At 39.2% G+C, this 25,185-nt stretch carries 30 protein-coding genes; 21 read left to right on the top strand and 9 right to left on the bottom strand.

Annotated features, from left to right (window positions below; all coding sequences use genetic code 11):
• Nucleotide 1: 1 nt before the first annotated feature.
• The 8 genes from ACH30E_RS07445 to ACH30E_RS07410 all read right to left on the bottom strand — a co-directional run bounded on the left by ACH30E_RS07445 (nucleotide 2) and on the right by ACH30E_RS07410 (nucleotide 7,863).
• Complete coding sequence (locus tag ACH30E_RS07445) at nucleotides 2–1,504, bottom strand: multicopper oxidase family protein (RefSeq protein ID WP_178887979.1); 1,503 nt, start codon at nucleotides 1,502–1,504, stop codon at nucleotides 2–4.
• 10 nt (nucleotides 1,505–1,514) lie between these two features.
• Nucleotides 1,515–2,768, bottom strand: a complete 1,254-nt coding sequence (locus tag ACH30E_RS07440) for a TolC family protein (RefSeq protein ID WP_490824311.1) — start codon at nucleotides 2,766–2,768, stop codon at nucleotides 1,515–1,517.
• Nucleotides 2,755–4,680, bottom strand: a complete 1,926-nt coding sequence (locus ACH30E_RS07435; RefSeq protein ID WP_490824310.1) for an efflux RND transporter permease subunit — start codon at nucleotides 4,678–4,680, stop codon at nucleotides 2,755–2,757. Before ACH30E_RS07435 ends, ACH30E_RS07440 begins: the two co-directional genes overlap by 14 nt.
• 2 nt (nucleotides 4,681–4,682) lie before the next feature.
• Nucleotides 4,683–5,972, bottom strand: coding sequence for an efflux RND transporter permease subunit (locus ACH30E_RS07430; RefSeq protein WP_178887982.1), 1,290 nt, complete (start codon nucleotides 5,970–5,972; stop codon nucleotides 4,683–4,685).
• Between the two features lie 35 nt (nucleotides 5,973–6,007).
• The gene (locus ACH30E_RS07425) at nucleotides 6,008–6,655 is read right to left on the bottom strand and encodes a heavy metal-binding domain-containing protein (RefSeq protein ID WP_490824309.1); all 648 of its coding nucleotides are present in this window, start codon (nucleotides 6,653–6,655) and stop codon (nucleotides 6,008–6,010) included.
• Between the two features lie 97 nt (nucleotides 6,656–6,752).
• Nucleotides 6,753–7,151, bottom strand: a complete 399-nt coding sequence (locus ACH30E_RS07420) for an HYC_CC_PP family protein (RefSeq protein ID WP_490824308.1) — start codon at nucleotides 7,149–7,151, stop codon at nucleotides 6,753–6,755.
• 175 nt (nucleotides 7,152–7,326) lie between these two features.
• Nucleotides 7,327–7,533 (bottom strand): helix-turn-helix domain-containing protein, encoded by a 207-nt coding sequence (locus tag ACH30E_RS07415; protein WP_295185160.1) that lies wholly within the window; start codon nucleotides 7,531–7,533, stop codon nucleotides 7,327–7,329.
• Between the two features lie 69 nt (nucleotides 7,534–7,602).
• Nucleotides 7,603–7,863 carry a hypothetical protein gene (locus ACH30E_RS07410; RefSeq protein ID WP_295185162.1) on the bottom strand — a complete coding sequence of 87 codons (261 nt, stop codon included), beginning with the start codon at nucleotides 7,861–7,863 and terminating at the stop codon, nucleotides 7,603–7,605.
• Nucleotides 7,864–7,940: 77 nt separating this feature from the next.
• Between ACH30E_RS07410 and ACH30E_RS07405 the strand changes: the two genes are divergently transcribed.
• On the top strand, nucleotides 7,941–8,189 hold the full coding sequence (locus ACH30E_RS07405; protein WP_295185164.1) for a hypothetical protein: 249 nt from the start codon (nucleotides 7,941–7,943) through the stop codon (nucleotides 8,187–8,189).
• On the opposite strand, the gene ACH30E_RS07400 is transcribed toward ACH30E_RS07405, so the two are convergent.
• Nucleotides 8,186–8,584, bottom strand: a complete 399-nt coding sequence (locus tag ACH30E_RS07400) for a hypothetical protein (protein WP_295185166.1) — start codon at nucleotides 8,582–8,584, stop codon at nucleotides 8,186–8,188. The genes ACH30E_RS07405 and ACH30E_RS07400 overlap by 4 nt on opposite strands.
• Nucleotides 8,585–8,698: 114 nt before the next feature.
• On the opposite strand from ACH30E_RS07400, the gene ACH30E_RS07395 reads away from it, so the two are divergent.
• The 20 genes from ACH30E_RS07395 (at nucleotide 8,699) to ACH30E_RS07300 (ending at nucleotide 25,041) form a co-directional block, all read left to right on the top strand.
• Nucleotides 8,699–9,028, top strand: coding sequence for a single-stranded DNA-binding protein (locus tag ACH30E_RS07395; RefSeq protein WP_490824307.1), 330 nt, complete (start codon nucleotides 8,699–8,701; stop codon nucleotides 9,026–9,028).
• 16 nt (nucleotides 9,029–9,044) lie between these two features.
• Nucleotides 9,045–9,599 (top strand): hypothetical protein, encoded by a 555-nt coding sequence (locus ACH30E_RS07390; protein WP_490824306.1) that lies wholly within the window; start codon nucleotides 9,045–9,047, stop codon nucleotides 9,597–9,599.
• Between the two features lie 7 nt (nucleotides 9,600–9,606).
• Nucleotides 9,607–10,122: a hypothetical protein gene (locus tag ACH30E_RS07385; RefSeq protein ID WP_295185173.1), complete on the top strand. Its 516-nt coding sequence runs from the start codon at nucleotides 9,607–9,609 to the stop codon at nucleotides 10,120–10,122.
• Between the two features lie 158 nt (nucleotides 10,123–10,280).
• A complete protein-coding gene (locus ACH30E_RS07380) occupies nucleotides 10,281–10,748 on the top strand; it encodes a JAB domain-containing protein (RefSeq protein WP_295185175.1) in 468 nt (155 codons plus the stop codon).
• Between the two features lie 90 nt (nucleotides 10,749–10,838).
• Nucleotides 10,839–11,423 (top strand): hypothetical protein, encoded by a 585-nt coding sequence (locus ACH30E_RS07375; RefSeq protein ID WP_490824305.1) that lies wholly within the window; start codon nucleotides 10,839–10,841, stop codon nucleotides 11,421–11,423.
• Between the two features lie 19 nt (nucleotides 11,424–11,442).
• Nucleotides 11,443–11,847 (top strand): hypothetical protein, encoded by a 405-nt coding sequence (locus ACH30E_RS07370; RefSeq protein ID WP_490838986.1) that lies wholly within the window; start codon nucleotides 11,443–11,445, stop codon nucleotides 11,845–11,847.
• Between the two features lie 87 nt (nucleotides 11,848–11,934).
• A complete protein-coding gene (locus tag ACH30E_RS07365; protein ID WP_490824303.1) occupies nucleotides 11,935–12,312 on the top strand; it encodes a single-stranded DNA-binding protein in 378 nt (125 codons plus the stop codon).
• A gap of 21 nt (nucleotides 12,313–12,333) precedes the next feature.
• Nucleotides 12,334–13,392, top strand: coding sequence for a DUF932 domain-containing protein (locus ACH30E_RS07360; protein WP_490824302.1), 1,059 nt, complete (start codon nucleotides 12,334–12,336; stop codon nucleotides 13,390–13,392).
• Nucleotides 13,393–13,464: 72 nt separating this feature from the next.
• The gene (locus tag ACH30E_RS07355) at nucleotides 13,465–14,226 is read left to right on the top strand and encodes a DUF3560 domain-containing protein (RefSeq protein WP_490824301.1); all 762 of its coding nucleotides are present in this window, start codon (nucleotides 13,465–13,467) and stop codon (nucleotides 14,224–14,226) included.
• A gap of 9 nt (nucleotides 14,227–14,235) precedes the next feature.
• Nucleotides 14,236–14,901: a PRTRC system protein E gene (locus tag ACH30E_RS07350; protein ID WP_490824300.1), complete on the top strand. Its 666-nt coding sequence runs from the start codon at nucleotides 14,236–14,238 to the stop codon at nucleotides 14,899–14,901.
• A 26-nt stretch (nucleotides 14,902–14,927) separates the two neighbouring features.
• On the top strand, nucleotides 14,928–15,146 hold the full coding sequence (locus ACH30E_RS07345) for a PRTRC system protein C (RefSeq protein ID WP_490824299.1): 219 nt from the start codon (nucleotides 14,928–14,930) through the stop codon (nucleotides 15,144–15,146).
• Nucleotides 15,147–15,201: 55 nt separating this feature from the next.
• Complete coding sequence (locus tag ACH30E_RS07340) at nucleotides 15,202–16,308, top strand: hypothetical protein (RefSeq protein WP_490824298.1); 1,107 nt, start codon at nucleotides 15,202–15,204, stop codon at nucleotides 16,306–16,308.
• Nucleotides 16,289–17,005 carry a hypothetical protein gene (locus tag ACH30E_RS07335; protein ID WP_490824297.1) on the top strand — a complete coding sequence of 239 codons (717 nt, stop codon included), beginning with the start codon at nucleotides 16,289–16,291 and terminating at the stop codon, nucleotides 17,003–17,005. The genes ACH30E_RS07340 and ACH30E_RS07335 overlap by 20 nt, the downstream gene beginning before the upstream one ends.
• On the top strand, nucleotides 17,002–17,811 hold the full coding sequence (locus ACH30E_RS07330) for a PRTRC system ThiF family protein (protein WP_490824296.1): 810 nt from the start codon (nucleotides 17,002–17,004) through the stop codon (nucleotides 17,809–17,811). The genes ACH30E_RS07335 and ACH30E_RS07330 overlap by 4 nt, the downstream gene beginning before the upstream one ends.
• 3 nt (nucleotides 17,812–17,814) lie before the next feature.
• A complete protein-coding gene (locus ACH30E_RS07325; RefSeq protein WP_490824295.1) occupies nucleotides 17,815–18,012 on the top strand; it encodes a hypothetical protein in 198 nt (65 codons plus the stop codon).
• A gap of 264 nt (nucleotides 18,013–18,276) precedes the next feature.
• Nucleotides 18,277–18,672 (top strand): plasmid mobilization protein, encoded by a 396-nt coding sequence (locus tag ACH30E_RS07320; protein WP_490824294.1) that lies wholly within the window; start codon nucleotides 18,277–18,279, stop codon nucleotides 18,670–18,672.
• Nucleotides 18,657–19,868: a relaxase/mobilization nuclease domain-containing protein gene (locus ACH30E_RS07315; protein WP_490824293.1), complete on the top strand. Its 1,212-nt coding sequence runs from the start codon at nucleotides 18,657–18,659 to the stop codon at nucleotides 19,866–19,868. Before ACH30E_RS07320 ends, ACH30E_RS07315 begins: the two co-directional genes overlap by 16 nt.
• 16 nt (nucleotides 19,869–19,884) lie before the next feature.
• Nucleotides 19,885–21,846: a conjugal transfer protein MobC gene (mobC, locus tag ACH30E_RS07310; protein WP_490824292.1), complete on the top strand. Its 1,962-nt coding sequence runs from the start codon at nucleotides 19,885–19,887 to the stop codon at nucleotides 21,844–21,846.
• Between the two features lie 727 nt (nucleotides 21,847–22,573).
• Nucleotides 22,574–24,298 (top strand): sensor histidine kinase, encoded by a 1,725-nt coding sequence (locus ACH30E_RS07305; RefSeq protein ID WP_490824291.1) that lies wholly within the window; start codon nucleotides 22,574–22,576, stop codon nucleotides 24,296–24,298.
• Nucleotides 24,295–25,041, top strand: coding sequence for a LytR/AlgR family response regulator transcription factor (locus tag ACH30E_RS07300; protein WP_490824290.1), 747 nt, complete (start codon nucleotides 24,295–24,297; stop codon nucleotides 25,039–25,041). Before ACH30E_RS07305 ends, ACH30E_RS07300 begins: the two co-directional genes overlap by 4 nt.
• The last annotated feature ends 144 nt before the right edge of the window (nucleotides 25,042–25,185 follow it).

Genomic DNA, 25,185 nt, shown 5'->3' with positions numbered 1-25,185 from the left:
CTTATATCAATTCATATTGTAACATCATACCATCATCTTCATGTTCAAGATTATGGCAATGGAAAACAAATTTTCCCAAATTACTTTCGAAAGGAATGATTATTTGGACTGTCTCCCCAGGCATTACCAGTACTGTATCCTTCCAGCCAGTTTCAGATACTATCAGACTGCCCCTGCCACCTGTTCTTTGAAGTACCTGGAAAAAAACTCCGTGTAAATGCATGGGATGGGGTTCATCGCCTTTACTATTATCAAAGACCCATATCTCATTCGTATTGGATTTAATGCTTTCATCAATGCGACTGCTATCAAAAAGTTTATTATTAATGCGATGACGCATTCTCATGCCATCATTCATAGGATATCCATGATGTTCCATCGGATTAGATATATCAAACACCCTGCTCCTGACTGATGAAGAAGCTGGCAAACTATCAACCATTGAAAGTTTTGTGGGTACAGTGAAAGAATCTGTGACAGTAGCGGTAACTTTAAACTTCATGATCTTAAATGACTGCTTCCCTTGAGCATCCCCTCCGTTAGCAAATTCTTTACTTAGTAAGAATAGCTCTGTACCGATAGATAACCCATTAAAATTTACTAAAACATCCAGTCTTTCTCCCGGAGCCAATAAAATTTCCTTTACTGTTACAGGATTTTTCAATAAACCACCATCATTCCCAATAATTATCATATCGGCATTATTACTGAATGCGAGATTATACAAACGTGCGTTTGAGCCATTCAAAATACGAAGTCTGTAATAACGGGTTGATACTTCAGTATAAGGTGAATAAATACCATTTACCAATACAGACTCACCCATATAGCCCGACATAACTTCTTCTGCAGTAGGATTATATGTTATCCCCTGATTGGTTAATCGTTTATCTTGTATAACCAATGGAATCTCAAAACGACCCGATGGTAGATTTAAAGTTGCTTCTTCCAGATCATTAATAATAAATAAACCGGCTAAGCCCTGAAATACCTGTTTACCTGTCTTAAAATGAGGGTGTGGATGATACCATGTCAATCCGGCTCTCTGATTCACAGTAAACTGATAGCGGAAAGTACCACCTGCATTTGCTAATTGATCTGGGTGTCCATCCATTAATGCAGGTACTTTTAAACCATGCCAGTGAATATTGGTATGTTCAGATAAATTATTCTGGAGCAAAATATTTACAACATCTCCCTTGTTTACCCTGAATGACGGACCAAGCATCCCATTAGGTTGATAGCCCAAGACAGGAATATTAGCCCCCCTAATATTTACAGTTGTAGTTTGTGCTGTGAGTGTCTGATTGGCACCAGACTGTAATGGGTTGGTAAGCATTTGTGAAAAATCATTCTCAATAACCATAACAGGTTTTGTCATTAGCCCGTTGTGATGTTCTTTTCTGCACCCTGAACCAGCCATAAAAAATCCAGCTAAAGATCCACTTGTTATTAGGCTACCGGTACTAACCCCAGACAGTTGTATGAATTTTCTTCTTTGCATTCCGATTGGTTTAGTTTTTTTCAATAATTCTTTCAATTGTCACTTGAAGTTTCAATGCCTGACTCAGTAACTCTAATAATTCTAACTGCTTCATGTTTAGAATTTCCCATGCATCATATAACATGAATAACTCCTCTGTATTCTGCTCATAACCGAGCTGCATTGTCTTGTAATTATTACGCAATGCCGGTATAATCTGACCTTCAAAAAGTTTTAATTGCTTTTTCTTTAACCCCAGTTCATTACGCATGCCATAAGCCATCCCACTGTATTCATTCACCATCATTTCTTTCTGTGACTGAATGGCATTACTTTTCCATTTTAAGCTTTCAATATTGGCTTTATTCATTTTAGAAGACCATTTAGCCATCGGAATACGAACCATTCCCATAATGGTATACTGCAATGGCTGTCCTCCAAATCCAATCATATTATCATAACGAATTCCAAATTGAGGTTTAAGTGCAGTACGCTCCGTTTCCTGTTTTAGAATAGTAAGATCAATCTCTCTATCCAATGATTTTAGGTCACTACGGTTAGTATAAAAAAGAGTGCTGTCAAAAACAAGAGCTTCATAACTATTCAAGAAGTAAGTGGTATCAATATCGAAATCTGTCATGGCATTTCTACCCATAAGCGAATTGATGCGAATACGCTTTTCTTTAATATCACTTTCAAACATTAATTGCATATTTTTCACTTCTCCTAAAGCGGCTTTTGCCTTATAATAGGCACTTATCTTTTCAAGACCGTTTTTGTAACGTATTTCTGCATTTTTGATCATGAAGTCCAGTATCTTTTCATTCTCTTCCAGGATCGACAATTTCTTTTTCAGGATTATCCAATCATAATAGAACTGTTTAGCATCGTTCACTAATTCATTTAGTGTTGCATTCTTTTTTTCTTTCTCAACTGACGACATAGCTTTCATGTACCTCTCATCTGCATCTAATTTTTTTCTATTCGGGAGCATTTGCTCTCCTGAAATCATCACAGATCCCATACCAGGCATATCGCCCTCCCTGTGCCAGAGTCTGACATCATATGGTGTCATAAATTGACCAATGCCGATTTGAGGAGGCATCCAGCTTCTTGCACCTTTTGCAGCTTCATCCATAGAACGGATTTCATGATCATACATCTTCACTACAGGATGCTTTGTTTTAATGCTATCAATGATTGCACCCAGCTTTAGGATTTGTGCATTGCCATATGCAAAACTTATCAAACTAAAGAAGGTCAGTATTAATTTATTCTTTAACATCGATTAATTCAATTTTACCGTTACGTTTTAGTTCTCTCTCTTTAATCATTTCAAAAATGACAGGAGTAATGAGTAACACATAAATAGTGGATGAGATTGTACCACCAATCAATGGAATGGTGATGGGTCGCATGATATCACTACCAACTCCTGTCGCCCAAAGGATAGGGATCAACCCGAATAGTCCAACTGAAACAGTCATGAGTTTGGGGCGCAACCTTTTGGCGGAGCCTTCAATCACATAGTCTCGGATAATTGCAGGTGTTAATGTTGATTTAGAATTACCATGTTTTGCAACCATATTGTTCATGGCTTCATTTAAATAGATCGTCATCAACATGGCCGTTTCTATGGCCATTCCAAATAAAGCAATAAAACCTACAGCAACTGCTACAGAAAGATTAATACCATAAAAATAGACCATGAAAACACCTCCGATTAATGCAAATGGTACGGTTATCATGGTGGTAACAGCTTCTTTAAAAGAATGATATGTAAAATATAATACCATGAAAATGATAATGAGTACAATCGGCATAATCATTTTTAAAGTTTGATTAGCCCTGATTTGATTTTCCCACTGACCGCTCCATTCCAGAAAATATCCTTTTGGAAGTTTAGTGATCATTCGATTCAATCGCTCTTGTGCCTCTTTTACTGTACTGCCTAAATCTCTTTCCCTAACATTAAATAGTACTGTACCCCTAAGCATTGCATTTTCTGAATTAATCATCGGTGGGCCGTCACTTAGTTTAATGTCTGCAACAGCTTCTAATGGTATAGGACCAAAGTCCATTGTCTGTACCTGAAGTCGCTTTAATGCTTGAATATTATTTCGAAAATCTTGCCCGTATCTGGCATTTACGGAAAATCGCTGACGGCCTTCAATAGTGGTAGTAAGTTTCATACCTCCTAATGCACTCTCAATTACGGTATTGACATCATCAATACTCAGCCCATACCGACCGATTTCACCACGTTTAACTATAATATCGATGTACTTTCCGCCTGTAATGGGCTCCACATATAAATCCTTTACTCCATCAATCCCCTCCAACTGCCTTTTAATAGTTTGAGCAAATGCGTAAATACTATCCAGGTTTTGTCCGTATACTTTTAAACCAACATCGGTTCTTATACCGGTTGAAAGCATGTTAATACGATTAATGATGGGCTGTGTCCATCCATTTGTAACACCCGGTATTTGCATTTTTGAATTCAGCTCATTTATAATATCATCTTTGGTTCGCCCTTCCCTCCATTCATTTTTAGGCTTGAGTAAAATGATGGTTTCAATCATGCTGATCGGAGAATTATCTGTTGCTGTATTGGCTCTTCCTGCTTTACCAAGAACATGTGAAACTTCGGGAACAGAACGAATCAACTTATCCTGAACCTGTAATAATCGTTTTGCTTCAGAATTGGATACATCTGGAAGAGTTACCGGCATAAATAACAATGAGCCCTCATCCAATGGCGGCATAAATTCCGAACCAAGACGAGTCATCATGATTACTCCCATGGCTAATGCCAGAATATTAAGCCCTATGGTAGTTTTTCTCCATTTTAAACACCATTTTAGAATGGGCGTATAAATCTTCTCCAGTGTTTTTGTTATTGGATTTGAATCTTCTGGTTTTAGTCGTCCTTTTAGAAAAAAGGAAATTAGAACCGGAGTTAATGTTATAGCTAATACCGCATCAATTAATAGGATAAAAGTCTTTGTCCATGCCAGGGGATGAAAAAGTTTTCCTTCCATACCTGTAAGTAGAAATACAGGAAGAAAAGAAGTGACTACAATAATGGTGGAATAAAATACGCCGGGACCTACTTGTTTTGAAGATCTTTCAATAATCTCATTTCTTTCCTCTATTGTTAAGGGGTCTTTATTTCTTTTGAACCACTTTGCCATACTTACGATTTGTCGGTTAATTTAATTTTTTTAGCCTGTGCCTCGCTAATATGTCTGTACGCATTTTCCACCATCACAATGCCATCATCAACTACTACACCAATAGCAAGCGCGATCCCCGTTAATGACATAATATTGGATGAAATACCAAACATTTCAAGGAAAATAAACCCTGCTGCAACTGAAATAGGTAATTGAATCAGTATGATCACAGCACTGCGCCAATGGAATAGAAATATGAGCACTACCAATGAGACGACAATCATTTCTTCAACTAACGTTCCTTTTACTGAATCAATAGCTTCTTGAATGAGTGTACTGCGGTCGTATGAAGTTTGGAACGTTACACCTTCCGGTAAGCCCTTTTCAACCTCCTTCATCCGAGCTTTTATCGACTCAATTACCTTATTGGCATTTTCATTGTATCGCATTACTACTATTCCACCTACCACTTCTCCTTTGCCATCCATATCAAAAATTCCCAGACGCAAATCACCCCCCATTTGAACAGAACCAATGTCCTTGACTCTTACAGGTATACCATTGTAATTGGTCAGTGCAATATTTTCAATATCATCTTTATTTTTTATGTAGCCTAAGCCCCTGATAATGTAAGCCATATCTGCCATTTCAAATTTGCGCCCCCCTACATCATTATTATTGGCCTTGACTTTATTCATCACATCCATCAACGAAATATTGTAATACTGCAGCTTTATGGGATCAACTACTAATTGATATTGCTTTTCGAAACCACCAAAAGATGCAACTTCTGCCACACCAGGTACTGTTTGTAAAGCAAATTTGATGTACCAGTCTTGAAGTGCTCTTTGTTCTCCCAAATCCATCTTAGGAGCATTGAGGTGATACCAGAAAATATGTCCCACGCCTGTTCCATCAGGACCTAACGTAGGTGTTACATTTTGCGGTAGAAGACGTTGTGCAAAGTTGAGTCTTTCGAGTACACGGGTTCTCGCCCAGTATATATCAACATTATCTTCAAAAATCACATACACAAAACTCATCCCAAACATGGATGAACCACGAATATTCTTGATTTTAGGTATACCCTGCAAGTTGCTGACCAATGGATAGGTTACCTGGTCTTCTATAACCTGTGGACTGCGTCCCATCCATTCAGTAAATACGATCACCTGGTTTTCACTTAAATCCGGAATAGCATCAATCGGATTCTGTTTCACAGCGTAAATTCCATAAGCAAATAATCCTCCTGCCAATAACAGAATAATCACCCGGTTACGCAAAGCCAGTTCAATTAATTTTTGAACCATAATTTGATATTAATATTTGAAGCAATGTAGAAGCATTAGTTTGACCTCTTTTTTAAATCCATGCCACATTTAGTGCATTTACCAGGTTTATTGCTGGTGACATCCGAATGCATGGGGCAAGAATATATTTTCATCACTTCCATTTTCATTTTCTCTTTTGGAGAAAGTGTCAATGAGGTTCCACATTTTGAACATTTACCTGGCTTGTCACTAGTCATGTCCGGGTGGATAGAACATGAATATGTTTGAACAGACTGCTCTTCTTCTTTTAAATCCATTCCACATTTTGGACACTTACCTGACTCATCACTTGCAACATCGGGGTGCATGGGGCAGGTATAGGTTTTCATTACTCCCATTTTCATTTTTTCCTTGGGTGAAAGATTCATTTTAGAACCACATACTGAACATTTGCCGGGTTTATCTCCTGTAATACCTGGATGCGCAGGACATTCATAAAGACCAACTACCTCCATTTTCATTTTTTCTTTTAGAGTAAGGTTCCTGCCACATTTTGGGCATTTCCCAGATTTATCCATAATCACATCAGGATGCATTGGACATATATATGTCTTTTCAACAGTTTGTCTAATTTTGTTCTTTTGTGTTGTTGGGTCCTGAGCAAATACTGAAAAAGATAAGATAGTTAGCGCTGCCATCATTAGCATTTTAATTGCTTTCATTTTTCATGATTTTATTGTTGTAAAATATAATACTGGCAAAGAGAAACGCCAATAGCCTGACAATTTTATTGCCTGGCACTACTAAGTCAACATTAAATTAAATAAGGATAGTTCTGTTAAGAAGGTATACGGGCGTCTTGCAATTTCGAGGTGGAGCATGACTTATTGGATACTCTTCACTTGAAGAGATATAGAAAATATCCGATAATGAAAAAAGGGATAGCGGTAAGTCAAGAATAGTGAGAGTAAAATTAATAGAAACTGATTCAGTAATTTTTTGTTCTGAAATGTTCTTTACAAACTTGTTTTCATCTTTACAACAGCCATTATCTTTTGTATCGGATTCCTCCATCCCACAATTTTCACATTTTGTAGAATCCCTATACATAAACCCCCAGTCAGCAAGTTTACCCATACAATAATGCATGTGTATAGTAGCCCCTGATGAAGTACTCAGAAATAAAATTGCTACTATAAATGTGATAAACTTTTTCATAAACTTGCCAAAACAAATGTATAGTTTCTTTTTACAAAAGGAGTTTAAAATTTTAGTTCAATGCTTAGTAATTCATCAAACTATAATTTAACTGTATATTTAATAGTATAAAAATTAATTAATTAATTGACAATACATGATTTTATCCATAGTTCTGAATTTTGTAAGTATTTTTTTACAACGGTACTTTCCCCATCACCCGCATAAATTTAACTAGGGTGGTAAGCCTGAAATTCACCTCCCCTTTTTCGATTCGCCTGAGCACAGCTACTCGCACATGACATAAACGAGCAAAAGTAGATATGGATAATTGCTTTTCCTTCCTGTACGCATTGATGGCTAAACCAACTTGCACATGATGATCACTGATGGCTTTATTCATCCTACCAAATTACACTGATCAAAGAATAGTACTGACATACGATCATATGCCAACCAGAAACAAAGCAAACTAAGATTGAGAAATGTCTTGCTTCTGAAATTCCATAGCAGTTTCTATCCCTTTTTGGGTAATCGAAAATTTAATGGTGTCTGCATGAAAAATCTGTACCATCTCTTCTTCTTCTAATAAGCAAAGACAGGAATAAATGATTGACCAGTCAATCGGTAAACGCAGAATCAATTCACGGGGAATAAACTGGTATAAACTAGGTTGGGTAGATCCTTTAGCCATCTGTGCAAGGGTCGACAATACCAATTCTTTGTGTTCCATGCGCCGAAGATAAGTGATGGGAAACTAAATAATAAAATGACAGCGAAATCTTTAAACCATTCACATATTTTTACACCATGTCGGAAAACTTCGAGCTTCCCCTATGGTACAATGGGAAGGAAATCATGCTACCTGCTGAATTTCAGCCATGGGGATACACACACCGCATTACTGTCTATGTTGAGGACTTTCCTTTTGTATTTGAACCCGATGAAGAAAAAAATTATCGGGCTATCATAATCGGGCAAGACAGAAAAAAAGCGGAGAGAATAGACCAGCACTTGTTACAGGCTATTGTGGAAACCTTGCAGGAATTATTTTCTTAACTATCCATTGATTTATATACAGCGCTATCGAAACCCATAAATATGGTAATAAAACCTTCATCCTTGAAATGGTAGCCATATCGATAACAAAAAATAAAGTCCTTGTGCAGATGCGTATGATAATCCAGGTTAAATCCCTGTTTGATAATCTGCTCCCTTTTCTTTTTTACATACTCCTTTTTACCCAGTGCTTTTCCCAGTATTAAAAAATTCTTCAAAAGAATTTTATTAATTTTTTTGATATCCGGATGGGCATCAGCCCGTCTCGGATTATGATGAGCTGCCTTGCACTGCTCATTACAGAACTTGGCATCCTTACGCATTTTAGGATGAAGCGCTTTACCACAGTCTATATAAAGACAATATCGTTGAGGTTGAACTATTGCTGCTTCCATTCAATAAATCTAATAAAAAACACGTATCTGATACGGATATTATACGAAACAGATATGGATAAATACGGCTTACCTCATTTAGAAATTCAAGTTTTGCACTTCAAATCACTCATCATGAAAACAAAAAACTTCGTCCAGTTAATTGGCTATCTCGGCAACGACCCAGAGGTTCACATAACTACTACTGGTAGGATATTGGGACGTTTACGATTAGCTACTGACATCTTCCTTAAAAAGGAAGATGGTACCAGTTCAAAGAAAACAACATGGCATGACGTCAATGCATGGAATAAACTGGCAGAAACCCTATCTGGTCAATTCATCAAAGGCAGCCATGTAATGGTAGAAGGGGAAATCCAATACCGCACATTCTTTGATTATGAAGGCCATAAACGCTACGTAACCGAAATCAAAGCCTCAAGAATCCTTAACCTCGACCGTTAACTCAAAATACTTTCTTATGAAAACTGGCACCATTAAATTCTCTTACCGAAACCCGCAGCCTGTCAAAGGCTGGGGTTGCCGGTTTGACTCACTGACCGAACTCCGTTTTGCGATCTCAGTAATAGAAGACCATGCTTTAATGCGTTCACCCGTTTCCCTGTATTTTCATCCGGGTTCAGGTCAATTGGCACATTTCCCAAAATCAGCTTATCGGAGATACACACCCGATTTCTTGATACGCAATTACGAAACAAAAAAAGCAACCCTTGTAGAGATAAAACCAAGAGCATTTGAAGACCAATCTTCGCTGGCATTGCACCAGTTGGTTGCCAATAATTACATACGCTCACTGAAACTTGACTGGCAGTATAAAGTCATTTTTGATGACCAGATCATCTTATCGGCAGAACAACTCACCCAATATCACGACTGCCTGCAACTCGCGACCAAAGACAGGTTTAAGTGGTATGAAGAATACTACAAAAGAATAACCGGAAATGCACATTTAACAGCCCACAAATCTAATGCAGAAATGGAATTCTTAATGCGTGGATGGTTACCTGAAAAATAACAATACCATGGCAAAATTCACCTACAACCAAAATGCAATAGCCTGTGTATATAAAGGCAAATGGCTTGATTCCTTGCTGGAATTGCGGTATATCCTTTCAATTGAAGAGACCCATTATTGGTTGAGGGATGATTTGTCTATATACTATAACCTGGATACAGTGCCAGAAGGAATAAAAGGTGGACTAAAAACATATACACCTGATTTTCTAGTACGGAATATGCGCACAGGCAAAGCTACGCTGGTGGAATTAAAACCTGCCGGGTATGATGATCGTTGGGAACTTCTCCGTAGAAGAAAGATTGCAGAAGATTTCATACAATTCATGGGATTTGACTGGGAATATGAAGTGGTTTTCTCACACCAAATTGTTTTAAACCGGCAAGCCCAATTAAAATTTGACAATTTCCTCAGCAAATGGCGAATCGGCTTATCGCCCTCTTTTTTGCATAAGTCCGAATGGCAATCGTTAGGCTATATTGATTTTGTAATGTATGGTGGTTCACCAGCAGTTATCCTGTAGTGGCGTCACCCGTTGCGACGCTCCCTTCATGGTTCTGTTCCCTGATAATTCTTTTAATATAACCAACGTCACTATTGCTACAACCAGGTGAAAGAGCATCCCCTGCGCCCATTCAAACAGGGGATGCTCTCCCACCTTAATAACGAAAAACGAATTGTATGCAAACATCAGAATCTAACAAATGGAACATGGTAAGTGAAATCGAACTGGTTTACAGATCAAAGATTAAAGCAACACAAAGACCTTTATTAAGATCCTCAAATGATGTTTTTGAATTTTTATTGCAACATTGGAACCATGACAAGATTGAGTTGATAGAAAATGCAAAAGCGATTTTCTTAAACACCGCCTGCAAAGTTCTCGGGCTTCTCGACATATCCATGGGCGGAACTACCAGCACTATTATAGACCCAAAGATTGTTTTTCTACCAGCTATTAAACTTAATGCCAATCGTATCATACTTGCCCATAACCACCCATCAGGGCGTGTAAATCCAAGCGCTAATGACCTTTTATTGACAGAGAAAATTTGCAAGGCGGGGATCTTGCTTGAAATAAAAATTATGGATCACATTATCATCTCCAAAGACACTTATTACTCTTTTGCAGACGAGGGTAAAATCTGATCGCGTCGATTTCTTATCAACCCCTCCATTCGATTTGAGAGGGGATTGATAAGAAATCCTTTACAATTTTTATAATTATAAACCTTCATTATGAGTTACACCATTGAGCATGATAGAAAGATATTTAAGATGCCTGAAGGGACATTGATTCCTGAAGGGTTTGGAAAGATGGAACATACTTTGATCCAGGACAACTTTTTCATATTTACAAAGTCCGGTTGCAATAACATTGATCCAAGACCTAAACATTGGCATCTTACTGCCTTTGGGTGGAATTACGAGGTGATCAGTTCTATCTGTGAAAGAGCGGGATGGACGGAAAGTGGATCCTTACAATTACCGTCAGGTAAAACAACACCGGAAGCATACCTGAAACTATATCGGAAAGAACTCAAAACGGCATCACTGTTTTCCTTAAAATCACTTCAACAAGCTACTGTAATCTACGGTGGGTACTACTGCCTAAATGATAAACACAACTGCTCGCCAGAATGGGTAAACAAATCAATAGATAAAATCAAAGATTGGTTTGAATACTATGGTGAATATAACGGCTATTACAGGTATGATACAAGGTTTTCCACCCTAAACCACTTTCGTGCCTTCCTCCACTTCCAACATATCGTAAACAAAATGGGTGGATATATAGATGTACAATCATACATGAATAAATAATTCATTCAAACAGCATAAAATGGCATTAGGTATTCATACATATTATGTATTCCCCCGTACCCATAATCTTGTACAAAATAAACAGGATTATATGATTGGTAACTTTGTTGGCGACCATTTTAATGACGAAATATTTGCTGAACGACTAAAGAGAATAGAAACAAAACTGAAAGCCAAATTTGGCTTCAGATTCACGACATACTGGTCGCCAGGAATTATAAAGACTTATAAACCACTATCTCAATCCCAGCGTTTCCAACGCGCGATTACAAAAATTTCAAATCTTCACAAGAAAAAAGCACTACAGATCATTCAAGACAATACACTCTTTACAAATGATTTTTTATACGAGGAAATCAAGCGGTATCATGACCGTGTAGAAATGCTGAAAAAAAGATACAACCAAATCAAATCAGCTATTTGATATCGATTTTTTTCAACCCCTCCATTGGTATTGAGAGGGGATTGATAAAAATCTCCATTTATAAATTATTCAATTAAAAAATATTTTATGCAAATCACAGGAAGGATCACAGCCGATGCAAAGATCAACACAGTAAAAGGCGACAAAGAAGTTGTCAATTTCTCCATTGCTGTTAATGACCGCTACAAAGTAAAAGGAACAAACGAGGTAAAAGAGTTCGTCACATTCATCAATGTCGCCTGGTGGAAGAGTACAGGGATCGTGAAGATCTTAAAAAAAGGTGCGATCGTCACGGTTACCGGCAGGTTATCGTGCAATGCCTACATCGACATGAACGGTAACGCAAAAGCCAGTATCAATTTGAACGCAGATAAGATCGATCTGATCCATTCCAAAAAAGCGGAAGTAATGATTGAAGCGGAGCCTGCTTTGATCACCGAACCAGTTGCAGATCTGCCATTTTAATCACCCAAAAACACTTCGCAAATGTCACACGAAATTAATTTTAATGAAAACACTGGAAAGCACAGCTTCTTTTCAGTAAAGGAAACGGCCTGGCATGGATTAGGGCAGGTGGTTGAAGATTATCCTACCAGTAAGGAAGCGCTTCAGTTTGCAGGGCTTGACTATAAAGTAGAAAAAAGAGCTCTCTTCACTTACGATAACGAAAACCAGGAGGCGGATGAAGAAACCGGCATTAAGATTCCTGAACTGGAAGTGCCTGATCACCACGCTACTGTCCGTATAGATACCGAAGATGTACTCGGCGTGGTTGGAAAGGATTACGAGGTAGTACAGAATGTTGATGCCTTCTCATTCTTCGATTCAATCATCGGTGGAGATGGGATTCTTTACGAAACAGCAGGCGCATTGGGAAAAGGCGAAAGGATCTTTATCACGGCCAAGTTGCCAGGTTACATCAAAGTAGGTAATGATGATTGTATTGAAAAATACATCTTCCTGACCACATCACACGATGGCTATGGAAGCATCATGGCAGCATTTACACCTGTCAGGATCGTTTGTAACAATACCCTTAATGCCGCTTTGTCAAATCAAACCAATTCAGTAAAGATCAGGCACACCGCCAATGCAAAAGACAGGCTGGAACAGGCACACAGATTGATGGGGATTACGGGTAATATTTCCGAAAAAATGCAGGAGATATTTAACCAGTGGTCGAAGATCACCCTGTCTGATGCAGAAATGAAACAGTTGATCCAGTTTACCCTTGTGCCAAATCGTGAAGCACTTATGGCACTCCAACAGGGAAGAACGGACGAATGTTCAACTTACTATCAGAATATGTGTGATGCCGCCTTCCAGTATGCCATGGAAAGTGATGCGCAGCAGATGGATTCTACCCGCGGAACGCTGTTCGGTCTGTACAATGCCATTACCGGCTATTTTCAGAACGTTCGCAAATACAAGGATGACACCGCTAAGATGAAATCATTGCTTTATGGCGGACTTGCCCAGCAGCGCGGACAAACAGCATTTAACCTCTGTACGAGTTTTGCAGCAGGTAAACAAGAGATCAGCTAAGAAACTAAGGGCTGCTTTTAAGAAAGCTCCCCTTTACCCTAAAAATTGTCTAACAAAGTAAAGTCATTTAACATGAAACATAATTTCCACGAGAGAAAGGCAAACAGGATTGACTATGCAAAGAAGCAGGCGAAGAAAAATGAAGAGCTTTCGGATTCTTTATTTGAAAAGGCCAGTAAGATGGCTTCTATAATCCCCATGGGTCAGCCGATACTTGTCGGACACCACAGCGAAAAATCAGACCGGAATTACCGAAACAGGATCCATAACACATTTGGCAAAGCATTTGATGCAGAGGACAAGGCAAAATATTACCAGGATAAAGCAGAAACCATAGAGTCGAATGATGCAATTTCATCTGATGATCCTGAGGCACTGGCCAAGTTGAAGGATAAGCTCGCTTCACTTCAAAAGAGCCAGGACTTTATGAAAGCAGCCAACCAGTGCCTGCGAAAAAAAGATAAAGAAGGGTTTCTCAAACTCGAAATGGCCACAGAAGGAATGTGGGAAGAATTAAACAGTCCCAATAATTTCGGATTCGCACATTACAAGTTTTCCAACAATTCTGCGGAGATCAGGAGGATTAAAGATCGCATAGTACAGCTTGAAAAGATACAGGCGCTTGAAACAAAAGAAATACGCATTGGCGACTCTACAATCATCATTAATATTGAAGCCAACCGTGTCCAGATTTTATTCGATTCTATTCCACCGGAGGAAATGCGAAAAAAGCTGAAATTAAATGGGTTCAGATGGTCTCCAACTCAGGGTGTATGGCAGCGGCATATTACCAATTATGCCATCTATATCGCAAAACAATTACTCACCGTTTAACCAATTAATATGCAAACGAACTTCTTTTCCCGAATCAAGCTACTAAATGTAACCGGCAACCTACGACTGAATATACAGCCACAGGAAAATGGTGAACTGATTGTATCGCTCTTATTGGACACATCACATATCAAGGATAAAGCATCGAAACTGATTCCGCCACTTGTATTAAAGGGTAGTGATAGTGACCTTGACAACGGTTTTTTTCAAGCAATTAGCCAACCGGTTCAGGCTACCCAATCACTCATGGTAAACATGCAGCAGCATGTCGAAGCACTGGATAAAGCCCATAAAGAATCACGTATCGAAAAAGACAAACAGGATACACAGAAAAAAGACAAGGAGGGCAAACGGAAAAAGTTTGACGAACAGATGAAAAAAGTGGATGACTTGGTGAGGTTGAAAAAGATCGGTGAGGCCATCGGACAGTTACCAGACCTAAAGCAATTCCCTGAATTTGAAACGGAGATCAAGAAGAAAAGCCAGGAACTGCGGGGACAGCATTCATCACTTTCCTTGTTTGCTGATGAAACTGTAATCAAAGGCAGCGAAGAAGAAGATACAACCGAGGAAAATGAAGGCAATACTGATGTAGATGATGATAACAACGACGATAATGATGAGGAGAGCCTCGATGAGAACGATGACAATGATGAGGATGAATACAACGCATAATTCATATACCGCTAAAACTATTATCCATGTTAATCAGCAATACTTTACCTCGAGTTTTTCTTTACGACCAGCAGGGCTCCAAACTGGTTCTTTCAGACCCTTCAACAACCATGCAACCAGAAGCGGTGCTAAATATGTACGCACAGACTTACCCTGAATTAACCACCGCCAAGATCGAAGGACCGGAAATCAAAAATGACCGGGTGGAATACATCTTCCAGGCAATGCTTGGCACAAAAGGATAACCATGAATAAAAGATGTAAAATAAGATTTGTAAAACCTGTTAAAAATCATTCGTTATGCCAGCAGCTAGCACAGATCGGGCAGTTCGCAGAAAGATTAAACAAATTGCCGGACTCAGACGCAGTAAAAAAAGCAAAATTGCGTGCGGTACCTGTGGCCCAGTTGCCCCTGATTTTTTAAGGCAGCAGTTCTTACCGATAACATTCAATAAGACCTCCAACGCTCAGAATTGGGAAAAGATTGAACAGGTGTTTTTCGCTTCCGTAGAACATTTATGCACCTTGCATAAAATTAATTTTGTAACCGAACCTGACCTTTCTTTCCCAATGAACATTGCGGTTGCTTACCGCTTCTTAAAAAAAGAACTGGAAACCATTGATCCTTCGCTATACCTGTTGATCACGGAAAACAGGAATAAGATCATACTTGCCACCATTAAGTCACTGCACAAAGATTACGACCTGTTTTATGTACCGCTAAACGCACTGGATGAATTGCACCGTGATAAAAACAAAGGCTGCTTTGATCTTGTGCTTTCAGTATTTGGTTATCTCAACCAACATGTCCGGTTGCCTTTGCTATGTGAAAACGATTATCTGAGTGGATGCTATGAGGCAATAACGGAGTGGATAACCAATGCAGACAGTGAATTAGAAGAAGCAGAGTACAACCGCTATCACGCCGATTTAAAAGCTATGCATAAAAAGATTAGCATTCTAGAAAAAGCGGTGCTTAATTCCTCCCATTTGGCTGCATTTAAAAAAAGGCTGAATGCATTTAAACCCCTTGGTAATACTGAAAGAAGATTAAAGGTGGTTGCTCGGAAATTTTATTCGCTTTACCAAGAGTTTCCAAACAGAAGTTTTCACAAAAATATTCATTGTGAACACCTGGAAGAAGATGAAGGTGAACGAGGATATCCTGATCATTATTTTAGCTTTTTCTGGGACGACCATTGCTGGATCCACGACCACCTGATGGAATACGTGAACTGTGACTTGCAGGAACTCTTAGAATTTGAAGTCCCGGTATCAGTTCAATATTTTGACAAGAAGCAAACTTCGGTTACGCATGCATTTCCATTTGAGCACAAATTACTCACCCTGATGGACGAACTCTGCGCCGTCTTATATCGTTTTAATTATGAAAAACATCACGACTGATTTTACAAACATGCACCACCCTTACAAGGGACTGGTAGTTTACCGGTCGGCAGAAGAAAAACCGGATTATTATGTGGAAGCATATGACTTCAACGATGCTGGGAAGATGGTCAACCCACATCCACTGTCCTTGCAGGAAAGCCAGCAACTGGCGGCCACCTTACAGACTTCTTCAGAATTATCGGATAGTTACCTGCAATGTCGTGAGTTAATACCTGCTAAACTCTTGTACACGCGTCAGGGTACCAACGGATTTGCAATCTGGTACACGCCTCCCATAACGCATTTTTTAGCATTTACACCGGACTTAAAAATACCGGATGGCAAATACCCGGTACCACCGATGCTATGGAAAGCATCCCGCACCGGTGTAACTGTGTTTGCGCTTGCGAAAAATGAAACGCCGACCTTAAAAACTACGCTTTTAAAGGCTCCATTTTTCAATGTACATGACGATGGTAATGTCTGTATGGGAACGGTGGATATCGATATTGACCCACATACCCACTTGGAAGCATTTATGAGCAAATGGGAAGAGTATTTTTTCAATTCCAGGTTCTCCCATGTCCTAGGCGGTAAAAGCCCGGTAAAAGGCAACATCATTCAGCTCTGGCAATCCCTGAAAGATTCACGCAGAAAATTTCCTGTTAGTTGTCTTCTAAAACATTCACTCACCCTTAAAAAACTGATCGCATGATTGCTCAAAAAACTGTCGTGCATTTTACGGACAACTACCTGCTGAATCCCACTAATCCAGTAACGGTAAATCTTATTGGCGCGGGTGGAACCGGAAGCCAGGTATTGACCGCACTGGCGCGGATGAGTCATTCACTGATCTCACTTGGTCACCCCGGTTTATATGTACGGTTATTCGATAATGATGTGGTAACAAAAGCCAACCTCGGTAGGCAGCTATTTTCTAAAGCTGAATTGGGGATGCACAAGTCCGCAGCTTTGATTGCGAGGGTCAACCGGTTCTTTGGGAGCAACTGGAAAAGTGTAGCCTCCAAATATGATTGGCTACCCAATCTGAAAGAAGAATTATTTGCCAACATCACCATTTCCTGTGTCGATACAGTTAAGGCAAGGTTTACAATTGCCACTGTATTATCTAAACTGGAAAGGCAGAACAACGGTCCATATAAGCTCATTTACTGGATGGATTTTGGCAATGCGCAACAGACAGGACAGGTTATTTTTTCTACTGTATATCCGGTAAAGCAACCCGCTTCACAGATGTACGAAACAGTAAGCTCTTTGCCTACAGTAACCAAACTTTACCGCAGACAATTGAAGGACGTGCAAGAAGATGATCAGCCCAGTTGTTCGATGAGCGAAGCACTTGCCAAACAGGATCTGTTTATCAACACATCTATAAGTGCTTTGGGTTCATCTCTTCTGTGGAATTTATTCAGGGAAGGAATGACATTTTACCGTGGCTTTTTCCTGAATTTAAAACAGTTCTCTTCTAATCCAATTCCCATCACTACTTCCAAAACCTAAGCCATGCAAAACCTATTATTCATGATCATGGAAATTGACCCGAAAGACCCGCCAGAAGATGGGCCATTTTATGTCATAGAACGGTTCCACAAACCGCAATTTGTTGTGGATGAAGAGGGCAATATAAAGTCCTTTGTTACCTACCTTGAAGCAATAGCAGAAGCAAGAGATTGCCAGAATGGCCATGTGCTTGCTTTTTAGATGCTATAAGTTGTATTTAGCTTCGCAATCGCTGATCTTTATTTACACTCACTTGCCTAATATAAAGGCAAGCTGCGCAGGATATTTCTACCCTTTCTACTTTTACATAGTAATTCCGATAGAACCTGAAAAAAAGTCGCCGGGTGTTTCCACATGGTAGCCGACTTATCGCCGGCTGCAAGATGTACAAACGTAATACGTTTGGGGTCATTTGACACTCACTCGGAACTCGTTCGTGTTGTGATTGACTGAAAACTAAAAGTGATGGACAAGGAAAAACGAATGATCCGAAACAAGATCATTACACTTCGCATGAATGAGGATGAGTTTTCAACCCTGGTCAAAAACCGCCAAAAGACCACTGAGAAAACCAACAGTAATTATTTACGCAAACTTGCCCTTCACAAAGCCGTAACCATCAAAACCAGAAATACCTCAATGGATGAGCTTTCCGCAGAGTTGATCCTGCTGCGAAAAGAAATCAATTACATCGGCAACAATTTGAACCAGGCAGTACATAAGCTACACACACTGGATAAAATCCCGGAATTCCGTGTCTGGGTTACAGTTTATGAAAAAACAAGGCAGGATGTTTTATCCGTGACAGTAAAACTTTGTACTGAAATTCAAAAATGGTCAGACCAATGGTTGCAAGGATAACATTCCCGGCTTCAATTAGTGAAACACTGAACTACAATGAACACAAAGTTCAAAAAGGGGTAGCCATGTGCATTGCAGAAAATAATTTTCTATTGCCTATATCTGCCATGAATTTTTACCACAAACTCGATTGGTTCAATCAAAGGAATAAATTGAATGAGCGTGCCACAACAAAAACAATGCATGTGTCCCTGAATTTTGCACCATCTGAAAACTTTTCGATCGAAAAGTTAAATTCAATCGCACAGGATTACATGGAACGAATTGGGTTTGGCGACCAACCCTATCTAGTTTACCAGCATAAAGATGCGGGGCATCCTCACCTCCATATTGTCGCAACAACGATCCGGGGAGATGGTTCTCGGATCAATACCCACAACATAGGCCGGAATCAATCGGAAATGGCACGCAAACTGGTAGAGGAAAAACATGGGCTCATAAAGGCGGGGACAACGTCAAATGAACTGGCCTTGGCTGCTCCCATTCAAAACAGGTTGGAATATGGCAAATCAGAAACGAAAAGAAGTATAGCCAATGTGCTGAAGCAGACCATCAATCTTTATAATTATGTTTCACTGGCACAGTTTAACGCGATATTGTCCACGTTCGGTGTAAAAGCGGATCGGGGCAAGGAAGGGAGTTTTACGCACCGAAAAAATGGCCTTCTGTACCGGATGATCGATAAAGAAGGTCAAGCCATCGGAATACCTATAAAAGCCAGCTCCATTGCAGGCAAACCTACCCTCGCCTATCTGGAGAATCGTTTTACGCTCAATGAAACCAATCGGGATCTGTTAAAACTGAACCTCAAAAACAGCCTTGACAATTGCTTGATGCAGAGACCTACATCCCTTGACAAAATGATCCAATTCCTAAGCAACCAATCCGTCCAAACGGTTCTTCGACAAAATGCAGAAGGAAGAATCTATGGTATCACATTTGTCGACCATAAAAACAGAAGCGTTTTCAATGGATCAGAATTAGGCAAAGAATACAGTATAGCAGGATTGGCCAAAAAACTGAAAATAGAGAAACAAAAAGTCATAAAGTTGATCCATGCGGAACAAATAAATGCAGAGAAAAACGTGCAACAAATCGAAGGCCTGGTTAATGATCTATTGCAGGCAGAAACCGGAGCCCAGCATATCCCCTTTCACCTAAAGAAAAAGAAACGAAAAAAACAAAGAGGCATATAAGCAAATCTTTTGAGCAATGGGAACAGGTGAGAATGAACAGGGCTTACGAAAAATTGTGGACTTAAGCAGGTGGCTTTCTGTTGGCCTTCTGCTGCTGCATTTTTACTACAGTTGTTATGCTGCCTTTGCAGATTATGGTGTGCGTTCTTCTTTATCAGACCGCATGTTACAGTCCATCGCTAAAACAGGGGTGTTCGAAAGCACCTTGAAAATCAAGTCTCTTATTTTAGTTCTCTTAATCATTTCCTTTCTGGGAGCAAAAGGTAAAAAAGACCAGGAGTACAAATTAAGTGCAGTGATCAGTTGGATTATTTGTGGGTTACTGATGTTCTACCTCTGCAGCTTTCTTCTTGCATCAGATTTGAATATGGCTACTACTGCCTCCTCTTACATCCTTACCTGTAGTACGGGATTTGGATTACTGGTTTTTACTGGTGCCCGGTTGAGCCGCTTGATCTTTGACAATTTGAAGCAGGATATTTTCAATGAAGAAAATGAAACATTTCCGCAGGAAGAGGTTCCGCATGTCAATGAATATTCAATCAACTTCGCTGCACAATACCGGTTAAAAAATAAAGTCCGTAAATCCACTATATCCTTCCCCAATCCTTTCCGTGGACTTTTGGTAACAGGTAGCCCTGGTGCAGGTAAATCATGGTTTGTGATCCTTCCCATGATTCGCCAGTTGATCTCGAAGGGATACACCATGTTCATTTACGACTTTAAATATGATGACTTGTCAAAAGCTGCCTATAATTGGTTGTTGCAAAACACCTCCGCGTATAAAACGCCGCCTGCATTCTATGCCATCAATTTTGACAACCTCGCCTGTTCGCACAGATGCAATCCGCTGGATCCTGATTCCATGTTTGATATCACCGATGCCACTGAATCAGCCAGAACAATTTTATTAGGCCTCAATACCCAATGGATTAAAAAACAGGGAGATTTCTTTGTAGAATCTCCGATCAACTTCGTAACAGCCATTATCTGGTTTTTAAGAAAGTATGAAGACGGGGTATATTGTACCCTACCCCATGTGATTGAACTGATGCAGGTAGAATATGATACTCTATTTCCGGTACTAAATTCAGAACCAGAAATTGAAGTATTTGTCAACCCTTTTATCACGGCATTCCAAAACGATGCAATGGAACAATTAGAAGGTCAGGTAGCTTCCGCCAAAATCGGAATGGCCAGACTGGCGTCCCCCCAACTTTACTGGGTGCTCTCAGGTAATGACTTCACCCTCGACATCAATTCGCCCTGGCAACCAAAAATCGTCTGTGTGGGCAACAACCCCGACAAGCGTTCCATATATGGGGCGGTCCTCTCTCTTTACGCCTCCCGCCTCATCAAAATCGTAAACAGAAAGGATAAGCTCAAAAGTGCCTTGGTTTTTGACGAGTTCCCTACCATCTTTTTCAATGACATTGATGGGCATATCGCAACTGCCAGGAGTAACAAAGTTGCAACCATACTTGCCGCACAGGATTTTTCTCAGCTAAAGAAGGATTATGGTAAAGATCAGGCTGATGTAATCACCAATATTTGCGGGAATATAATTTCGGGTCAGGTAACAGGAGAAACCGCCAGATTACTTTCCGAACGCTTCGGTAAGATTGTCCAGTTGCGACAGAGTATGAGTATCAACAGCAATGATACCAGCATAAGCAAATCCTGGCAGATGGACAATGCCATACCCGCATCCAAAATTGCCGCTCTCTCCTCCGGTGAATTTGTAGGAATGGTAGCAGATAATCCTGATGATAAGATTAAGCTGAAAATGTTTCACGCAGAAATCCTGCAGGATACCGAGTCAATAAACAGGGAGATGAAAGACTTTAAGGAAATCCCGCCTGTTTATAGTATTTCACAACAAGATATTCTTGATAATTTCTACCAAATCAAACTTGATATCCGGCGACTAATTGAGAATGTAGTTTTGAAACTTGAAAATGAGTCTCAAACCCGTTAAACATATAACTGGAAAAACATTCTTAGGAGATACATTTTCCTTGTCAAACCCCCTCCGGTTGGTAAGGGGGTATTGCTAAGTAAAATACAAGGATTAGACACAGTTCTAGTCTGCCTATAATTGTATCCTGTTTATCTTGGCGCAGCACCCAAAGCTGCTCCCTAAAACAGAAAATGAGGATTGCTCTTGTAAATCAAACGCCTTTTCTGTTCTGTATCGCACATAAAATGGGATCATTTTCGGGCCGAGTCTTGTCATGTTGCGTACTGATACCAGCTAAAAGCATAATATCTGAAACAAATTGGTTCGAAAATTCCCAACCTCCGGTCACTAGCCTCACAATTTTGTGGGGCTTTTTATTTGCAGTAGCTCAGATGGATAGAGCATCCCGATGCTAATCGGGAAGGTCATTGGTTCCCCTTCCGATGTCGGGGCAATCCGGTTCACTAATCCTCACTCTATTGTGAGGCTTTTTTGTAGCTCAGGTAACAAATAATTTTCTACTAATGATCAATTAGAAATTAGCCACAGATTCACAGATTAATTGTATATAATCTCAAGCTTACTATTTGATAGTGATTTTGTTGAATTGAGTATGCATTAAGTTTTTTATCACAATTTTCTTTCGATTGAATACTAAAGCCAAATCCTAATCCAAAAGCACCAAATACTAAATAAACATTTTTAAGGAATTATATTTATACAGCTTTGTTTTAAATATTATGCCATGAAAAAGACTTTTGCTTATTTACTGTGTTGCTTATATTTCGCCAATATTTATGCCCAACAAGTTACTGACACTGCCATAAAACTGAACCATTACAACGAGTGGACAAAAATCATGGAAACTGACCCATCTGATATATGGGCAAGATATGCTCCTAATAAAAATTTTCAGGTTTTCGACAAATTTAGTCCGAAATACAAACCAGGCAGCAACACTTCTGCAGCAGTTGTCGGTTTTTATGGTAATGCAACTTTAAGCTGGTTGAATGGACAGGATTTTTTAGAATTGGCAGCTACAGGCATTACAAAAGCAAATGCCGATTCCTTTTTATATCATGTAGTAATCAACGATAGCATTGAACTCGTTTCATGGCAACATCCAACTATTTTTAAAACAAATAAAAAAGGTGCTTACGCCTACCTGGGTAAATTTAATTCGAAACATAAACTCATCAAGTTCGAACTATACCATATCGCACACTATTACGATAAAAGAACCATTTACTTCAATAATTTATATACGCCAACCCCATCTATAGCACAGGCAAGAGTATTTTACAATGATGCCAACCTTTTCCAGCCTTTAAAACAACATTATATACCTGCTTCAAAACAATTAAAGATCGGAGGATATGAGATTAAACCCTCGGAAAATAAAAAGAATCCACTTGCTACTGTACTAAATGAAATACAAAATCGATCCTTTGAATGGAACGATAGCATCAACCATATTGCCCTTTCGATAAAACCAACAATTCTCAATGAAATGTATTTTGTGTACCTGCGTCATTATAGTAACACCCATTCCGATACCAGCTTAATATCGAATAAATGGAATATTTCCTACTATAGTAAAAACCCTGAACTGCAAATCAATGCTGCCTATTTTAAGAAACCGGGTAACTATGAAATCATCATTACGCCAAAACTACCAGAGGAATTCAAAAGATCAACCAATATCCCAAAGGCAAGTCTTTTCTTTTCGGTAAAACCATCTTCCATCGTTCTATTCAATTCAAAACAAGCCATTCTTTACACTGCATTTCTGGCACTAATCGGAAGCACTGGCTTCTTATTCTACAGGGGTAAAAGCAGAGCAATGCTTGCCAAGAAAAACCAGGAAAAACAGATAGTTTCATTACAATTAAAAGCAGTAAGATCACAACTAAACCCTCATTTCATGTTTAATGCCCTCGCTGGCATCCAAAATCTGGTGAACAAAAATGAAACCGGCAAAGCCAGCAATTATCTGTCAAAATTTGCTCGAATTACAGGGCATATTTTAAATGAAACAGATGATGATAAAACAACCATTGAAGAAGAAGTCAAACTATTAAATGATTATCTTTCAATGGAACAGCTTCGTTTTGGGTTTCAGTACAAAGTTGTTATCGACGATAATATCGATCAAATACATACCGCTATCCCTTCAATGCTATTGCAACCTCTGGTTGAAAATGCAGTAAAGCATGGCGTTTCCGGACTTTCCGAAAGAGGAATGATCTCCATTAACTTTATGAAGCAATCTGAGGAACTCATTATTCAGGTTATTGATAATGGACCGGGATTTTCTCCTGATGCAGTCAAGGAAGGATTCGGACTAAAACTAATCAGGGAAAGAATTGAATTACTCAATAAATTGTATAGCCAATCAACCGTTCATTTTGATGTATTGTCTGTAGATGGCCATACTGCCTGTCAGCTAACACTTAATTACTGGTCATGAACATTCCATGTTATATAGTAGATGATGAATTACACAATATTGAAAACCTGTCATTTTTACTGCAAACCCATTGCCCCGAAATAACGGTAGTGGGTACTGCCAGCAATGTAGAAAGTGCGCTAAAAGGTATTCAGGCCAGTAAACCTGCATTATTGTTTCTTGATATCAAGCTGCATAAAGAAACAGGATTTGATCTTTTGCAACAATTATCCAACACTGAAATCGAAGTAATTTTTGTAACCGCCTACGATCAATTTGGAATACTGGCCATCAAATATGCCGCACTCGACTATCTGCTTAAACCAATAAATTCCGATGAACTGGCAATGGCAGTAAAAAGGGCCATTGAAAAAATAGGCACGAAAAAGAAGAATGAACAATTACGCTTCCTATTAGAGGAAATCAATACTCAACAACCCAGAAGAATTGCATTACCTCATCAACAAGAAATCAGGTATGTTGATATTACCTCAATTATCAGATGCGAAGCAAGTAATAATTACACTTATATATTCCTCGATTCAAATGAAAAAATATTGGTGGCCAAAACCCTGAAAGAATATATAACCCTATTGCCTTCCAACGAATTTATACGACCGCATCAGTCGCACCTTGTTAACCGCAATTATATCAAAAGCTGGATTCAAGATGACGGCCCAAAACTATTACTGCTCGATAAAACAAAAATCCCTGTCTCCCGCCTGAATCGTGAACGTATCAAACAATTACTCCATAGACCATAGTCCATGGTCCATGGTCTATGGTCTATGGACTTCTCTCTATGCAAAACCTACCGCATATCCGATTTTTTTGGCATATATAGAAATAATGCATAATTTTCATTTTACCCTGATCTCCTTTCTAAAACCTGTATTTAATCCTATCCA

The organism is Sediminibacterium sp. FW305-C-61, assembly GCF_058231065.1.
The sequence above is the reverse complement of the archived record's forward strand: the minus strand, read 5'-3'. Positions and strand labels throughout refer to the sequence as shown.

Bases quoted from the DNA above. Each gene is read 5' to 3' on its own strand.
- ACH30E_RS07445 (WP_178887979.1), bottom strand. From the start codon at position 1,504: ATGCAAAGAAGAAAATTCATACAACTGTCTGGGGTTAGTACCGGTAGC.
- ACH30E_RS07440 (WP_490824311.1), bottom strand. From the start codon at position 2,768: ATGTTAAAGAATAAATTAATACTGACCTTCTTTAGTTTGATAAGTTTT.
- ACH30E_RS07435 (WP_490824310.1), bottom strand. From the start codon at position 4,680: ATGGCAAAGTGGTTCAAAAGAAATAAAGACCCCTTAACAATAGAGGAA.
- ACH30E_RS07430 (WP_178887982.1), bottom strand. From the start codon at position 5,972: ATGGTTCAAAAATTAATTGAACTGGCTTTGCGTAACCGGGTGATTATT.
- ACH30E_RS07425 (WP_490824309.1), bottom strand. From the start codon at position 6,655: ATGAAAGCAATTAAAATGCTAATGATGGCAGCGCTAACTATCTTATCT.
- ACH30E_RS07420 (WP_490824308.1), bottom strand. From the start codon at position 7,151: ATGAAAAAGTTTATCACATTTATAGTAGCAATTTTATTTCTGAGTACT.
- ACH30E_RS07415 (WP_295185160.1), bottom strand. From the start codon at position 7,533: ATGAATAAAGCCATCAGTGATCATCATGTGCAAGTTGGTTTAGCCATC.
- ACH30E_RS07410 (WP_295185162.1), bottom strand. From the start codon at position 7,863: ATGGAACACAAAGAATTGGTATTGTCGACCCTTGCACAGATGGCTAAA.
- ACH30E_RS07405 (WP_295185164.1), top strand. From the start codon at position 7,941: ATGTCGGAAAACTTCGAGCTTCCCCTATGGTACAATGGGAAGGAAATC.
- ACH30E_RS07400 (WP_295185166.1), bottom strand. From the start codon at position 8,584: ATGGAAGCAGCAATAGTTCAACCTCAACGATATTGTCTTTATATAGAC.
- ACH30E_RS07395 (WP_490824307.1), top strand. From the start codon at position 8,699: ATGAAAACAAAAAACTTCGTCCAGTTAATTGGCTATCTCGGCAACGAC.
- ACH30E_RS07390 (WP_490824306.1), top strand. From the start codon at position 9,045: ATGAAAACTGGCACCATTAAATTCTCTTACCGAAACCCGCAGCCTGTC.
- ACH30E_RS07385 (WP_295185173.1), top strand. From the start codon at position 9,607: ATGGCAAAATTCACCTACAACCAAAATGCAATAGCCTGTGTATATAAA.
- ACH30E_RS07380 (WP_295185175.1), top strand. From the start codon at position 10,281: ATGCAAACATCAGAATCTAACAAATGGAACATGGTAAGTGAAATCGAA.
- ACH30E_RS07375 (WP_490824305.1), top strand. From the start codon at position 10,839: ATGAGTTACACCATTGAGCATGATAGAAAGATATTTAAGATGCCTGAA.
- ACH30E_RS07370 (WP_490838986.1), top strand. From the start codon at position 11,443: ATGGCATTAGGTATTCATACATATTATGTATTCCCCCGTACCCATAAT.
- ACH30E_RS07365 (WP_490824303.1), top strand. From the start codon at position 11,935: ATGCAAATCACAGGAAGGATCACAGCCGATGCAAAGATCAACACAGTA.
- ACH30E_RS07360 (WP_490824302.1), top strand. From the start codon at position 12,334: ATGTCACACGAAATTAATTTTAATGAAAACACTGGAAAGCACAGCTTC.
- ACH30E_RS07355 (WP_490824301.1), top strand. From the start codon at position 13,465: ATGAAACATAATTTCCACGAGAGAAAGGCAAACAGGATTGACTATGCA.
- ACH30E_RS07350 (WP_490824300.1), top strand. From the start codon at position 14,236: ATGCAAACGAACTTCTTTTCCCGAATCAAGCTACTAAATGTAACCGGC.
- ACH30E_RS07345 (WP_490824299.1), top strand. From the start codon at position 14,928: ATGTTAATCAGCAATACTTTACCTCGAGTTTTTCTTTACGACCAGCAG.
- ACH30E_RS07340 (WP_490824298.1), top strand. From the start codon at position 15,202: ATGCCAGCAGCTAGCACAGATCGGGCAGTTCGCAGAAAGATTAAACAA.
- ACH30E_RS07335 (WP_490824297.1), top strand. From the start codon at position 16,289: ATGAAAAACATCACGACTGATTTTACAAACATGCACCACCCTTACAAG.
- ACH30E_RS07330 (WP_490824296.1), top strand. From the start codon at position 17,002: ATGATTGCTCAAAAAACTGTCGTGCATTTTACGGACAACTACCTGCTG.
- ACH30E_RS07325 (WP_490824295.1), top strand. From the start codon at position 17,815: ATGCAAAACCTATTATTCATGATCATGGAAATTGACCCGAAAGACCCG.
- ACH30E_RS07320 (WP_490824294.1), top strand. From the start codon at position 18,277: ATGGACAAGGAAAAACGAATGATCCGAAACAAGATCATTACACTTCGC.
- ACH30E_RS07315 (WP_490824293.1), top strand. From the start codon at position 18,657: ATGGTTGCAAGGATAACATTCCCGGCTTCAATTAGTGAAACACTGAAC.
- mobC (WP_490824292.1), top strand. From the start codon at position 19,885: ATGGGAACAGGTGAGAATGAACAGGGCTTACGAAAAATTGTGGACTTA.
- ACH30E_RS07305 (WP_490824291.1), top strand. From the start codon at position 22,574: ATGAAAAAGACTTTTGCTTATTTACTGTGTTGCTTATATTTCGCCAAT.
- ACH30E_RS07300 (WP_490824290.1), top strand. From the start codon at position 24,295: ATGAACATTCCATGTTATATAGTAGATGATGAATTACACAATATTGAA.